Genomic DNA, 13,166 nt, shown 5'->3' on the forward strand with positions numbered 1-13,166 from the left:
ACACACCACACCCACCACGCCGGCCCGAGGCATAGCTCGACGATCAGCCTTCGCCTGCTCGTAACCTGAACCCCCAATGCAGACGCCTTCGGTCAGAGAACGCCGTTGGCCTCCAGGCAGCTGTTCACCTCATCCGGGTCTACGCCGGGGTACACGCTGTCCGGGTGAGCCGCGGCAGCGAGGCAGTTTGTGAACGTGCGGAACGGGTCGAAATATATCGTCTCGCTTCGGTCCGGATCGGCACGCGTGAAGTCGCCGTCGCTGGTGGCCGCCGCGGTACTCGACGCGAACGCCGCAACCACCAATGCGGCCCCGGCGAATCCGGAACCGACGATGCGGGTCAGTGTGTACCGACGCTGTGTCTTCTTGCTGGCAGGCATGATGCCCTCCCATCTGTTGACGCCCGGCACCGTGCCGGACACTGGTAAGAGGGCAAGCCGATGAAGAACTAACACCTTTCTGCTGGCCCCGTGAACGGACCTCGACAGAGCCTGGTCACCAGCCACGGATCAACGTCGCTGTTCACCCCGCACCCTGTCGAGAATCGTGCTGACGACTTGACCTGCGGCTTCGCGCCCCTCAAGCCGCCTGCCTGACCTTGTCAAAACTCGACGGAGTACAACTACAAGGCCAGCCTCACAGCACCCGGATACTCGTTCCTCAGTCGTGCGTACGCCGCCACGACCTCCTCCGGGACGTCGACGTGGTCGATGAAACCGGTCCCGTTCGGGCCGTATCCATGCTCATCGTCGTACAGCCTGCGCATCTCACCCAGCAGGAGACTCGTGAGTCGACGTCTCGACCAGACGACGTTTCCATCCGCGTCCCTGACGCCGCCGCCACCGTCGTCGTGCGTCACGGAAGGGACGAACGGTGCGTAACTCCACACCCTGGCGCCAGGCATCCTTCGGAGCGCGCGCCGGAAGTTCTCATGTGTGCGCCGCTGCATGGTCGGGTCCTGGATGAGCAGAATGGATCGCGCGACGTTGAGGTCCCGCATGAGGACATCAACCGAGAACTCCGCATTCTCGCCGCAGTTACTGGCCTTGTCCTCGTTCATGATGGCGAGCGCGGGCACATCGTGGTGCCTATGGAGGATCTCCGCGATGACCGCTGCCTCCGACCGCCCGTCGCTCGGCACGCCGCGATAGCGCGGGTGGTCGTCAACCGCCCGTCGCAGGTACGGCGTCGAGTGCCCGATCCCGCCGGACACGAGGATCCGGGGAACGAGCCCGTCCTGGAAGGCGGCCGCCGCACTGTCGATCGCACTCAGCACGGCGCTGCCGCAGAGGACCAGCACATCTAGCCGCTCTGGGCCATGAGACGTGGACAGCGACGGGATGTCCCGCCGCGCAAGATACCCAGCGATCCGGTTCATGTCGCCACGAGTGTGCGGGGTGATCGAGACTGCACGCTCGTCCTGCTCAGTCATCATCTCTCAATGTAGCGCCCCGAAGCGTTGTTGGAACCGGTGCGGAGCCCGCCGGGACGCCGGGGCACGGCTCCGGCCTCAGCCTAGGTTTCTGGCGCGAAGATCTCGTAGCCAGGTGTCAGGGCTAACCCTATCAGCCAACCAAATAGTTACACCGCCCACACTGTCTGGTAAAGGCGTAGCCAATTCCCGCCCATAACTTTGGCAACGTCGTCTTCGTTGTAACCGCGACTGCGAAGACCTTCGGCGACATTAGGAATGTCGAATGTCCCTGCCAATCCCTTAATGACAGGGTTTGGTCTGGGTAAGTCGATCTCAAAATGAGGGGTAGTTCCATGCAGGCGCCCTAGGTAGCGCCAAAAATCCCAGTCGTGACCTTCGCAAGAATCAGTCGCAATACCAACATGGTCGATGCCGGCGATTTCGATGAGACGCTCCACACCGTCCAGATACTCTCTTAAGTCAGCTTCGTATCCACTCGGCAAAAATTGCGGGTAAGCATTCGCGCCAACTACTCCACCCCCGGAGACGAGAGCTCGGATCAGATCCGCGGGCTTATTACGCGGATGATCGAAGAACTCGCGGAGGTTCGTGTGGGTGAAGGCCACGGGCTGGTTCGAAACATCGATCGCGTGCACGCTGCTCTGGTCCCCCACGTGAGAAAGGTCGATGAGTATCCCCAGTTCATTCAGTTTCTTGACCGTCCTCACTCCGAACATACTGAGACCATCATCGTTGGCTTCGTAGCACCCGTTTGCCACGAGATTTCTGATGTTATAAGCGAGCTGCACAATTCGAACTCCTAGGACTTGAAACGCCTCTAAGCGTTCGAAATCATTATGTATCGGAGAGATGTTCTGCCATCCCAGGACTATTCCTGCTTTGTTTTCTTGATCGGCTTTAATGATGTCATCGGCATGACGGACATGAATGACCTTCGCCTGGTCTTGTCGGAACCTGCGGTGCCACTTCGCCGTTTCGTCGACGGTCTCGGAGAACCCTTCCCAAATGGCAATAGTCGCGTTTGCGGCCGCTACTCGACCCTGAATCATGTGGTCAAATACATCCGGCGAATCCCAGTTACTGGGATTGCAACCATCTATCGTTACGCTTTGATGAGGCATAGTTTCTCCTGAGAGTTTCCTATTCGTACTCATCGAGGTCCGAGCCAGGCGCCACGAGGACCATACCAGCCATTCGTAATCGAGGTGGCGATCGCCTACCTCCCCTCCGGGATATGTAACATCCACCCACTCTGCGCACCACTCAGTGGGGCACAGCCACATTGAGCACACTGTCACATCTCGGCACGATGTATCTTATGCCCTTCGCGAGAACCCGAGCGCAGGTCACCCTTAGGACGCCGCTTTCACTATGTCGTGGCGGCGCAGATATGTGACGAGTAAAAGCCTTGATGTCGTAGAGCGTCGCCGGCCTTGACGTATGCGGATTCCCGACTAGTCTATAAACCCTTCACGCGTACGTTCGTTCGCTTAAAGCGTACAGCTAGCCAAGTCAGTTCATGCCCTCCTTACCGGTCCAGCGAGTGCACCGCCAGAACACGCAGTCGCGAAGGGAGACACATGGTGAACATGAAGGTCCGAGCTGTGACCATGGCGGCCAGCGCTGCTCTAGGGCTGGCCGCGTGCACCACCGGTAGCTCGGGTGGGGACGATGGTGGCGGCTCCGGGGGTACGGACACGATCCGGACCACGCTCAATGCCGCTCCGACGACGTTCACGCCGTGGATGGTGCAGAACCGGGACGACTACGATCTCAACCGGCTGCTCTTCAACACGCTCGTGCGGCGTGGCACGGACAACGAGATCGTGCCCGCCCTGGCCACCTCGTGGGAAACCACGCCGACCAGTGCGGAACTCACCCTCCGCGACGACGCGACGTGCGCGGACGGCACGCCGATCACGGCCGACGTGGTCAAGAACTCGCTGCAGGCGATGGCAACGGCCGAGGTGTCGGTCTTCCGGGAGATCGTGTTCGGACCCGGCCAGCCCACGATCTCCGCCGACAACGAGACGAATACGGTCACCATCGAGCTCGCGCAGCCGTGGCTGGACCTGCTCCAGGGGCTGAGCCTCGAGGCCACCGGCATCGTGTGCACGGCGGGCCTGGAGAACACAGAAGAGCTGGAGACGGGTGCCGTCGAGGGCGCCTTCTCCGGGCCATACGTACTCAGCAACAGCTCGCCCGGTGTGTCCTACACGTTCACGTTGCGCGAGGACTACGCGGCGTGGCCGGAGTACAGCGACCCGGCCGTCGAGGGCGAGCCCGCACAGACCGTCGAGATAGACGTCGTGGGCAACGATTCCGCCCGGGCGAACGCGTTGCTCACCGGCGACATGGACATCGCCGCCATCAGGACCGAAGACATGACTCGCTTCGAGGGCGAGGAGGGATACGGCACCCACAAGCTGCCCTCCTCAAGCCTGTATCTGCTCTTCAACGAGCGGCCCGGCAGCATCTTCTCTGACGAGGCGGCACGACGAGCCGTGGTCCAGACGCTGGGCCGGGAAGCGTTCAACAGCGCGGCGACGGGCGGCCGCGGAGAACTCGCGACCACGTTCAGCCACGTTGCGGTCCCGTGCGCCAGTACCGACGACTCCCTGCTCATCGAGCAGGATGCCGCGGCGGCCCAGCAGGCGCTGAGCGGTCAGACGATCCGCGTCCTCGGGATGGACGTGATCGGTCCACAGGGCGCGGGCAACAGCTACGTCGCGGAGGCGCTCCGCGAGGCAGGGGCACAGGTCGAGCTCAACAATGTCGACGTCGCCACCTGGTCGACCACCGGCAGTACGCAACCCGGGGCGTGGGACGTCACCGTGTTCCCGGCGATCAACGCCGGCGCCACGATGTTCGGCGCGCTCTCACCCATCATCGGGCTGCCCGCCGAGGACGGCGGCGCGAACTGGTCGGGCGTCCCCCACCAGGAGATCTTGACGAAGGTCGACCAAGCCATGGCAGAGCCCGACGAGCAGGCGCGGTGCGCGATCTACCAGGACATCCAGGAGACGCTGATCGATGAGGCCGACGTGATGCCGCTGTCCTACCTACCGGCACAGGTCACCGTCCGTCCTGGCTTCTCGGTCGGTGTCTACAACGGCCAGGCCGACATCAGCACGATGCGGATCGACGACGAGGGCTGAGGGCGTGAGCGCGTCGATCGTTCACCAGGAGTCGCAGCCCGTAGCGGCGCCGCCTACCACCGGGCTGCGGGAGCGGCCGTGGCTGCGGTTCAGCCTCCGGCGGCTGGGCGGATTGGTGCTGTCGTTCGTTCTCCTGGTCGGCGTGACCTTCGTGATCGTCCCGTTGATTCCCGGTGATCCTGCCATCGCGGCGGCCGGCCAGGAGGCCAGCGGGGCGCAGATAGAGTACATCCGGGAAGAGCTCGGGCTGGACCAGCCACTGTACGGCCAGTTTCTGGACTACGTCGGCGGGCTGTTCACCCTGGATCTGGGGACGTCGTTCACGAGCGGGGAGGACGTCGCGTCGGTGATCCTCGCCCGGCTGCCGTTCACTGCGGAGCTGGCAGTGCTCGCCATCAGTCTGGTGCTGATCATCTCGGTGCCGGTGGGCATGCTGGTCGCCTACCTCACCCACGGTGGGCGCCGGCCGTGGCTGGATCACCTGTTCAACTTCGTGACGAGCCTGGTCTACTCCGTGCCGCAATACGTCATGGCCACCTTGCTCGTCGTGGTCTTCGCCGTCGGGCTCGGCCTGTTCCCGGCGGCCGGAGCGGAGAACCTGTCCTCGCTGGTCCTGCCGACACTGGCGCTGATGCTGCTGCCCACCTGCGTGGTCTCGCGGGTGGTGCGCCGGGAGACCGCCGTCGTACTCGACCAGGACTACATCCGCACCGCCAGGGGGTGGCGGATCGGCCAGGTGCGGTTGTTCGGCCGGTACGTCCTACCGAACGTCATCACCACGACGCTCACGCTCTCCGGGCTCATCCTGGCCGCACAGCTCGGCGGGGCGATCGTCATCGAGACGGTGTTCGCCTGGCCCGGGCTCGGTCAGGGAATCGTCGACGCCATCCTGTCCCGCGACTACCCCGTCATCCGGGGCACGATCCTCATCCTCGGCCTGATGGCGACTGTGATCATCATTCTGGTCGACGTCATCCTGGCGATCATCGACCCCCGGACGATGGAGGCCGAGGCATGAACAGTCTCAAACGCGGAGGACTGTGGACGCCTTCCATGATGGGCGGCCTGCTGCTCGGCCTGTGCCTGCTCATATTGGCGGTGGTGGCTCCGGTCATGTTGTCCACACCGGCTTCGGAGCTGACCGGTCAGGCCGGGCAAGACCCCAGCGCAGATCACCTCCTGGGTACCGACAACCTGGGGCGGGACAACTTGGCCCGGGCACTGGTCGCCACCCGCCTCACGTTGTTGATGACCGCCGGCGCCACCATCCTGGCGGTCGTCGGCGGCATGGTCGTGGGCGTCGGGATCTGGCTGTCCTCGCCACGGGTCCGCAAGATCGCACTGCGGTTCCTGGAGACCGCGGTGGCCTATCCCAGCCTGATCTTCGCCCTCGTCATCGCGGCCATCCTGCGTCCCGGGGTTGTCTCGAGCGTTGTCGCGATCGGCATTGCGGGTATCCCGAGTTTCGCTCGCCTGACGGCGAACCTCGCGGCCAAGATCTCCACCAGCGAGTACGTCACCACGGCTCGGCTGCTCGGCGTGCGACCCTCGGCGATCGCGGCACGGCACATCCTGCCGAACATGGCCGAGCCGCTGCTGATCCTGGCCACCACCGTATTCGCCCTGTCCCTGGTGGAACTGTCGGCGCTGTCGTTCATCGGCTTGGGCGTGCAATCCCCGAGCTATGACTTCGGCCTTCTGCTGAACGAGAGCCTCACGCAGATCTACACCCAGCCGACGTCCGTCGTGGGGCCGTCCGTCATGATCGTGCTCACCGGGCTGGCCGCCATGTTGCTCGGGGACGCCCTGGCCGCCCGTGCCAATCCACGCGCCAGTCGCCGAGCCGTGCGACGTCCGTTCACTCCCGCCGTCGCGGAGATCCCCGACCGGGATACGGCACTGGTGCGCGTGGAGAACCTACGGGTCAGCGTTCCCGGCGGCGCCGACCTGGTGCGTGGCGTCTCCCTGACCATCGAGCCCGGCGAAGTGGTCGCCCTGGTTGGTGAGTCCGGATCGGGCAAGTCGCTCACCTCCATGTCGGTGGCCGGCCTACAGGCCGAGGAGCTCGAGGTGCAGGCGGACGTTCTGCGCGTGGACGACATGAACATGCTCGGGCAGCCGGACCGCAGCCGCCTCGGCAGGGAGATCTCGGTCATCTACCAGGACCCCGGGAGCACCTTCAATCCGTCGTTGCGCATGGGAGTGCAGCTCACCGAGGTGCTCCGCACCCACCTGGGCATGGGCCGCCGCCGTGCCCGCAAGCTCATCACCGAAGCGTTGGCACAGGTGAACATCAGCGAGCCCGCGCACCGGTTGAGGCAGCATCCGCACAAGCTGTCCGGTGGCATGCGGCAGCGGGGCATGATCGCCACCACCCTGGTCACGACGCCGAAGTTGATCGTGGCCGACGAGCCCACGACGGCGCTTGACGTGACCGTGCAGCACGAGGTGCTGCGCCAGTTCCGCAGGATTCACCGGACACAGGGCACCGCGATGCTCTTTGTCTCCCACGATCTCGGCGTCGTCGAGGCGTTGTGTGACCGAATCCTGGTGATGAAGGAGGGAGAGATCGTGGAACATCTCACGCCTGCCCAGCTGAAGAGCCACGACGTGCGCCACCCCTACACCAAGGCGCTGATGGAGGCCGTCCCCGTTGTGGACGTATCACCCCGCGTGACGGCTCCGCAGGAGTCTTTGTGACAGCTGAGGCCGCGAACCAGGTCCCGATGGACATCGACACGACGCCGCCGCTCGAGACCCGCGGGCTGTACGTGTCCTTCGGCCATACCTCCGTACTGCGGGACGTGGATATCACCGTACCGGCCCACACGGTAGTCGGCCTGGTCGGCGAGTCCGGCTCAGGCAAATCCACGCTCGGCAAGACCGTCGTGGGTATCAACAAGCCACGCGAGGGCCAGGTACTGGTCCATGGAGAGGACGTCTTCTCGGTCGGAAAGCGACGTCGCGCCACCATGCGGCGGCAGGTCCAGTACATCCCGCAGGATCCGTTCTCCACTCTCAGCCCCCGCCGGACCGTCGGACAGACGCTCGCCGAGGCGCTCGACCCGAGACGCGCCAAACCATCGGACCATGAGCAGGCGATCGCCCGGGCGCTGGAGCAGGTGCGCCTCGATGCGAACGTGGTGGAGAAGTACCCGTACCAGTTCTCCGGCGGTCAGAGACAGCGCATCGCGATCGCCCGCGCGCTGATCCTCCAACCGCGGTTGATCATCGCGGATGAGATCACGTCGGCTCTGGACGTCTCGGTCCAGGCGGAGATCTTGAAGTTGCTGCGGTCGCTGGAGAGCACCATCGAGGCGTCGATGCTGTTCATCTCGCACAACCTGGCGGTCGTCCAGACGCTGTGCGAGTACGTCGCCGTGATGCACCAGGGTGTCATCGTCGAACAGGGCAAGGTGGACGACGTATACCGCGATCCGCAGCACGAATATACCCGCCGGTTGCTTGCTTCCGTGCCCGGCTCGGAGGGTTTCAGCCTTGACTGACGCCACAGCAAACCTGGACCTCGCTCTGCTGTGACGGGCGGGGCCAAGAAGGAGGAGGAAACAGTGACTCACCACGCGGAAGCCTTCGCCGTCGCGGTCGTCGGTATGGGCGCGCTCGGAAGCGCGGCCGCCTATCACCTCGCCCGGAGAGGCGTGAACGTCGTCGCATTCGAGCAGTTCGAGCTCGGACACGTCCGCGGAGCCTCGCACGACACGTCCCGCATCATCAGGACGTCCTACGGCACTCCGAGATACGTGAGTCTCGCGACGTCGGCCTACCGGGACTGGGCCGATTTCGAGAAGGTCTCCGGAGAGAAGCTCGTCACCGTGACCGGGGGCTTGATCTTCTGTCCGACGGATGGGCCCTACAGCGCCAGAGACTTCGTCTCCAGCCTGGAAAAGGTCGGCGTCCCCTTCGAGTTCCTCGGCCCGTCGGAGGTGAGGGAGCGCTGGCCACAGTTCCGGCTGCCCGAGAACGTGGAAACGGTCTACACCTCCGACACCGGAATCGTCCATGCCTCCCGTTCGGTCGCCGCCCTGCAGATGCAGGCGCGAGCGCACGGCGCCGTGATCCGGGACCGCACCCCGGTGGAACGCGTGAGCCCGGATGGATCCGGCGTCATTGTCCACACCGCGACGGACGACGTCCGTGCCAGGAAGGTCATCCTGGCCACCGACGCGTGGACGAACACGCTGCTCGCCCCACTCGGCGCGGAGATTCCACTGATCCCGATGCAGGAGCAGGTCACCTATTTCAAGCCGGTGGATCCAGGGCGCTTCGATCGCGACCGCTTCCCCGTGTGGATCTGGGAGGACACATTCAACTTCTACGGCTTTCCGACGTACGGCGAGCCGACGATCAAGGCTGCCCGTGACAGGTCGGACAACCTGATGACGCCGGAAGAGCGCACCTTCGTACCCTCGCCGGAGCTGCTCGAGCAGCTCTCGTCCTTCATGCACGACGTCATCCCGGATAGCGGGCCGGCCCTGCGCACGGTGACCTGCCAGTACGCGATCACGCCGAACCGTGAGTTCGTCATCGGCGCGGTGCCGGAACATCCGGACATCATCGTCGGTCTGGGCGCCGGCCACGCCTTCAAGTTCACACCCGCGATCGGACGGATCCTTGCCGAGCTTGCCGTCGACGGCGAGACCGACGATGACATCTCCGCCTTCGCCGTGCCGTCGAACGCCGCCGTGCCGACAAGCTAGCCGCGAGTCAGAGAAATGAGAGCCATGCAGGTCCGCGACCCAGCCGTTCGACGCATCCATGCTCGACGTGGCCAGCACCGTGGTCGGCGTCCCGGTGGCCGCGGAGTGCACCGTGACTTCTATGGACATGTGTGAGCCCACGGCGGAAGGACAAGGATTTGCAGACGGTCATTCAGCGGCGTGATGACGAAATTCGCGAGCGGCGGTTCTACGCCGGGCGTGCGCCGATAGGAGTCGAACACTACTTCGACAGGACCAGTGCGCTGCCGACCTCGTTGATGCGCTACCACCTTGAACCCGGAGCCGAGGAAGGTGCACATTTCCACCTGGAAGGTCATAGCGGTAGCTGCACACCAGAGAGCTCGGACGAGCTGTATCTCGTCGTCGAGGGTGAAGTCGTGATGACCGCCGACGGCGACCGCACCGTGCTGAAGAGGGGCGACGCGGCCTACGTTCCCGCGGGCGTCGTGCACTCCGTGCTTAACGAGTCCGACCGTCCGGCGGAGCTGGTTCTTGTCTTCGGTCCGCCACAAGGCAGCGAGGAGCGTCAACGATGAAGAGCTTGACGGGATAGGGCCTGATCAGCGGCGGTCAGTGTCGAGTGACGGCGCCGGGGAACGGTGGCCGATCGGCGTCCTACTGAAATCGAACGGCAATCGCACACTCTGGTACGGCCCGGCTTCGGGGTGTACTGCTTCCTCGATCACACCTCTGGAGGCGAGGTAGTCATCCTTCAGAAGCGATTCGAGCGTGCGTACCTCGGCGCACGCCACGCCTATCGACGCGCAGTCGGTGATGATCTCTCGTACTGAACGCGCGGCGACGAACTCAGCGATCACTGACTGCGCCTCGTCGTCGTGCTCGTTCCGGTTGGCTGCGGTCGCGAACCTATCGGTCTCCACCAGGTCGATGCGCTGGGCGAGGACAAGGAACTTGCGCCAATCTTCGTCCGTGTAAGGCATGACGCATGCCCAGCCATCGCGTGCGGCGTGCGGACGCCGATGAGGCGAGAGCGATCGCGGCCAACCAGCGTCACCGTCCGGTGGTATGAATGTGAATCCAGCGAGATGCTCGACGAGATTGAATGCGGCCATGTTGTCGACCATGGGGACATCGACCCACTGGCCTTCTCCGTCGCGGGCGCGCGCGAACAGCGCCGAGAGCGTGGCGAGCGCCATCAAGATCCCGCAGACCTTGTCGGCTATGACTGATGGCGCGAAGGCCGGCTCACCGTCTCGTAGGCGATAGGTATCGGACATGCCAGAGAGTGCCTGCACTGTGTCGTCGTAAGCAGGTACGTCCCGCCGTGCTGAGCATGAACTGAACGCCTGGGCCGTGCACAGCACGATGTCGCCCCGGAGCGCACGTAGGGACTCATAGTCGAGGCCGAGTCTGTCTCGGGCCGAAGGGCGAATGTTCGTCACCACAGCGTCCGCCCGTGCCACGAGGTCGGCGAATTGCCGATAGTCGCCGGCGTGGGATAGGTCTAGTACGGTCGAGCGCTTGTTGCGCAGCAGGCGAAGGGACAATGCCGATAACCCGTCGGCCGCGCGTGGTCCTATCGCGCGTCCAATGTCACCCCCGGGTGGCTCGATCTTGATCACGTCTGCGCCGAGATCCGCCAGAAGCGAGGTGGCATAAGGTCCCATAACCACAGAGGTGCAGTCGAGAATGGTCAGTCCTTCGAGGGGCAGTTTCGACACAGAAGCGCTCCGCTGTTTCATCTCGTCGCAATGGACACATAGCTCACCTCTCGCGGCTGCCGAACTTTGTCGCGATGCGAGAAGCTGTACGTCGGATGCTGGCCAGCATCGCGTCATCCGGAGGCTCAAACCGTTGCTGAGGAACAATCACGCCTAAAGCACACAAAATGTCCGCCCGCAGATTCACGGACACGGCGACCGAGCACGCGCCAAGGTCCACTTCGTTCTCGCTCAACGCGTAGCCGTCGGCCCTGATACGCTCACACGTACTCTCAAGGTCGGCTATGGTCCTGATACGGAGAGTGCGTTCTCCAGCAGGAGTCGCCTCGTGAATCCTCCGGCGGTCAGATTCGGCCAAGTTCGCCACAATCGCTAGGCCCGTGGCGCCCGCGAGTGCCGGCAGCCAGACATAGCACTCGGGAACGAACCTGACTGGCCGCGAACTCTCGCTCGCGGCCACGAACATGCGTTGGTTCTTCTCCAAGTCGAGTACGGTGAGGACCGTCGTTTCGCCGATCCGCTCGGTGAGTAAGTCGAGTTCATCCTGGCAGACGAGGAACGGCTTCAGATTCGTGACAGACGACGCGACGCGGAACATCTCCCAGCCGATGGTCCACTTGCCATCTTGAGTCGCATTGACAACACTGGCGTTTCGCGCGCTGTCGAGCGTACGCTGCACCGTCGACGGAGGGAGATCGAGTCTGCGCGCGAGCTCCCGGACCCCGGTAGGCCGATCTCCGAATTCGGCCAGCGCGTCAAGTACCCGCACCAGAGAGCCAATGGGGTCCCGCTCCCGTTTCTGTTTCCCGTCACTACTCATGGCGCCTGCCAATGGCGAGACCAGCCGCCTGGCGCGGATCCCGAAACAGTCACGTCTGTACGCTCTAGGCGTACGCTTGTACGCATATACATAACAGTAGTGGAGAATCATTGTGTGTCAAGCGCCCGGCTGGGCGAGCCCAGGGGGACTCAGTCATCAAACACCAGCCTTTCGCCGAGGACCGGTACCGCGTCTAGCAACTCCTGCGTATATGGGTCGGCCGGATGGGCCAGCAGCGACTCGGTCTCCCCCGTCTCGACTAGGCGTCCGTGTCGCATGACACACACGTCGTCGCTGATGTAGCGCACAACGGCGAGGTTGTGGGAGATGAAGAGGATCGAGAGGCCGAGCTCGTCCTGCAGTTCACCCAGGAGGTTGAGAATCGCCCCCTGCACGGATACGTCGAGGGCACTCGTCACCTCATCCGCGATGAGAACCGACGGCTCACCCGCCAGCGCTCGCGCAATGGTAATGCGCTGACGCTGGCCGCCGGAGAAGGCACCGGGCAGATCGCCGGCTCGATCGGGATCGAGGTGGACCTGGCGCAGCAGGTCCCGCACGCGTGCGATGCGCGCGTCTTTCGACCAACGACGACCGGTCGCACGCAGCGCCTCCGCGATCGAGCCACCGATGGACATTCGCGGGTCGAGTGCCGAGAACGGGTCTTGAAACACGAGCTGCAGGCGCAGCCGGGCACGTCGCGCGGCGGCGCCGCGACCGACGGCGCTGACGCCGTCGACCCGGATGTCGCCGCCATCGGGTCGCACCAGTCCCACGGCCGCAGCCGCAACGGTGCTCTTCCCTGATCCCGACTCCCCGACCAACCCGACCGTTCGGCCCTTCGGCACCACAAGGTTCACATCGCTGACCACCGTCGTGCGACCGTAGCGGACACTAAGGTCATGGATCTCCAGCGCGTTCATGCCGACACCTCGTCAGCGGCATCGGCGGCGAACTCGGGCGGGATCATCGGCAGCGGACGCGTACGGTCGGAGTTCATGTCCGGCATGCACGCGATCAGTGCCCGGGTGTAGGGATGAGTCGCGTCCTGACGGATGCGCTCGGCGTTGAGGGCCTCGACGATCTGACCGTCCTTCATGACGACGAGGCGGTCGCAGAACGCTGAGACAAGCGCGATGTCATGCGAGATGAAAATGATCGCCGCACCGGTTTCGCGCTGCGCTCGGCGCAGCACACCCATCACCTGGCGCTGCACCGTGACGTCCAGCGCCGTCGTCGGCTCGTCGGCGATGATCAGCTTGGGCGTGCCGGTGAGCGCCATGCCGATCATGGCTCGCTGACGCATACCTCCCGAGAACTCGTGCGGGTACT

General features: G+C 64.1%; 13 protein-coding genes. 6 read left to right on the plus strand and 7 right to left on the minus strand.

Annotation, left to right across the window (positions count from 1 at the left end):
• Positions 1 to 92: 92 nt before the first annotated feature.
• From ELR45_RS01515 to ELR45_RS01525, 3 genes are all read right to left on the minus strand, one after another.
• Positions 93 to 380, minus strand: a complete 288-nt coding sequence (locus ELR45_RS01515; protein WP_129662856.1) for a hypothetical protein — start codon at positions 378 to 380, stop codon at positions 93 to 95.
• A 242-nt stretch (positions 381 to 622) separates the two neighbouring features.
• Positions 623 to 1,432 carry a YdcF family protein gene (locus ELR45_RS01520; RefSeq protein ID WP_129662858.1) on the minus strand — a complete coding sequence of 270 codons (810 nt, stop codon included), beginning with the start codon at positions 1,430 to 1,432 and terminating at the stop codon, positions 623 to 625.
• 149 nt (positions 1,433 to 1,581) lie between these two features.
• Positions 1,582 to 2,556 (minus strand): dipeptidase, encoded by a 975-nt coding sequence (locus tag ELR45_RS01525; RefSeq protein WP_165367375.1) that lies wholly within the window; start codon positions 2,554 to 2,556, stop codon positions 1,582 to 1,584.
• Between the two features lie 459 nt (positions 2,557 to 3,015).
• Here ELR45_RS01525 and ELR45_RS01530 point away from each other — a divergent pair, with 459 nt between their 5' ends.
• The 6 genes from ELR45_RS01530 to ELR45_RS01555 all read left to right on the plus strand — a co-directional run bounded on the left by ELR45_RS01530 (position 3,016) and on the right by ELR45_RS01555 (position 9,868).
• On the plus strand, positions 3,016 to 4,593 hold the full coding sequence (locus tag ELR45_RS01530) for an ABC transporter substrate-binding protein (protein ID WP_129662861.1): 1,578 nt from the start codon (positions 3,016 to 3,018) through the stop codon (positions 4,591 to 4,593).
• Between the two features lie 4 nt (positions 4,594 to 4,597).
• Positions 4,598 to 5,611, plus strand: coding sequence for an ABC transporter permease (locus tag ELR45_RS01535; protein WP_205855677.1), 1,014 nt, complete (start codon positions 4,598 to 4,600; stop codon positions 5,609 to 5,611).
• Positions 5,608 to 7,293 carry a dipeptide/oligopeptide/nickel ABC transporter permease/ATP-binding protein gene (locus ELR45_RS01540; RefSeq protein ID WP_129662863.1) on the plus strand — a complete coding sequence of 562 codons (1,686 nt, stop codon included), beginning with the start codon at positions 5,608 to 5,610 and terminating at the stop codon, positions 7,291 to 7,293. Before ELR45_RS01535 ends, ELR45_RS01540 begins: the two co-directional genes overlap by 4 nt.
• Positions 7,290 to 8,099: an ABC transporter ATP-binding protein gene (locus ELR45_RS01545; RefSeq protein ID WP_205855678.1), complete on the plus strand. Its 810-nt coding sequence runs from the start codon at positions 7,290 to 7,292 to the stop codon at positions 8,097 to 8,099. The genes ELR45_RS01540 and ELR45_RS01545 overlap by 4 nt, the downstream gene beginning before the upstream one ends.
• Positions 8,100 to 8,162: 63 nt before the next feature.
• Positions 8,163 to 9,311, plus strand: coding sequence for an N-methyl-L-tryptophan oxidase (gene solA / locus ELR45_RS01550; protein WP_129662865.1), 1,149 nt, complete (start codon positions 8,163 to 8,165; stop codon positions 9,309 to 9,311).
• Positions 9,312 to 9,442: 131 nt separating this feature from the next.
• On the plus strand, positions 9,443 to 9,868 hold the full coding sequence (locus ELR45_RS01555; RefSeq protein ID WP_165367376.1) for a cupin domain-containing protein: 426 nt from the start codon (positions 9,443 to 9,445) through the stop codon (positions 9,866 to 9,868).
• A 24-nt stretch (positions 9,869 to 9,892) separates the two neighbouring features.
• Here the strand turns inward: ELR45_RS01555 and ELR45_RS01560 are convergent, their stop codons facing one another.
• The 4 genes from ELR45_RS01560 to ELR45_RS01575 form a co-directional block, all read right to left on the minus strand.
• Positions 9,893 to 11,014: a CaiB/BaiF CoA transferase family protein gene (locus tag ELR45_RS01560; protein ID WP_165367377.1), complete on the minus strand. Its 1,122-nt coding sequence runs from the start codon at positions 11,012 to 11,014 to the stop codon at positions 9,893 to 9,895.
• 43 nt (positions 11,015 to 11,057) lie between these two features.
• Positions 11,058 to 11,834, minus strand: coding sequence for an IclR family transcriptional regulator (locus ELR45_RS01565; protein WP_165367378.1), 777 nt, complete (start codon positions 11,832 to 11,834; stop codon positions 11,058 to 11,060).
• Between the two features lie 149 nt (positions 11,835 to 11,983).
• The gene (locus ELR45_RS01570) at positions 11,984 to 12,757 is read right to left on the minus strand and encodes an ABC transporter ATP-binding protein (protein ID WP_129662872.1); all 774 of its coding nucleotides are present in this window, start codon (positions 12,755 to 12,757) and stop codon (positions 11,984 to 11,986) included.
• A partial coding sequence (locus tag ELR45_RS01575; RefSeq protein ID WP_165367379.1) for an ATP-binding cassette domain-containing protein occupies positions 12,754 to 13,166 on the minus strand: 413 nt, incomplete at its 5' end. The genes ELR45_RS01570 and ELR45_RS01575, both read right to left, overlap by 4 nt.

Origin of the sequence: Phytoactinopolyspora endophytica, from assembly GCF_004138495.1 — a bacterium.
Classification (GTDB): Bacteria; Actinomycetota; Actinomycetes; order Jiangellales; family Jiangellaceae; genus Phytoactinopolyspora; species Phytoactinopolyspora endophytica.

Bases quoted from the DNA above. Each gene is read 5' to 3' on its own strand.
- ELR45_RS01520 (WP_129662858.1), bottom strand. From the start codon at position 1,432: ATGACTGAGCAGGACGAGCGTGCAGTCTCGATCACCCCGCACACTCGT.
- ELR45_RS01530 (WP_129662861.1), top strand. From the start codon at position 3,016: ATGGTGAACATGAAGGTCCGAGCTGTGACCATGGCGGCCAGCGCTGCT.
- ELR45_RS01570 (WP_129662872.1), bottom strand. From the start codon at position 12,757: ATGAACGCGCTGGAGATCCATGACCTTAGTGTCCGCTACGGTCGCACG.
- ELR45_RS01525 (WP_165367375.1), bottom strand. From the start codon at position 2,556: ATGCCTCATCAAAGCGTAACGATAGATGGTTGCAATCCCAGTAACTGG.
- ELR45_RS01515 (WP_129662856.1), bottom strand. From the start codon at position 380: ATGCCTGCCAGCAAGAAGACACAGCGTCGGTACACACTGACCCGCATC.
- ELR45_RS01565 (WP_165367378.1), bottom strand. From the start codon at position 11,834: ATGAGTAGTGACGGGAAACAGAAACGGGAGCGGGACCCCATTGGCTCT.
- ELR45_RS01540 (WP_129662863.1), top strand. From the start codon at position 5,608: ATGAACAGTCTCAAACGCGGAGGACTGTGGACGCCTTCCATGATGGGC.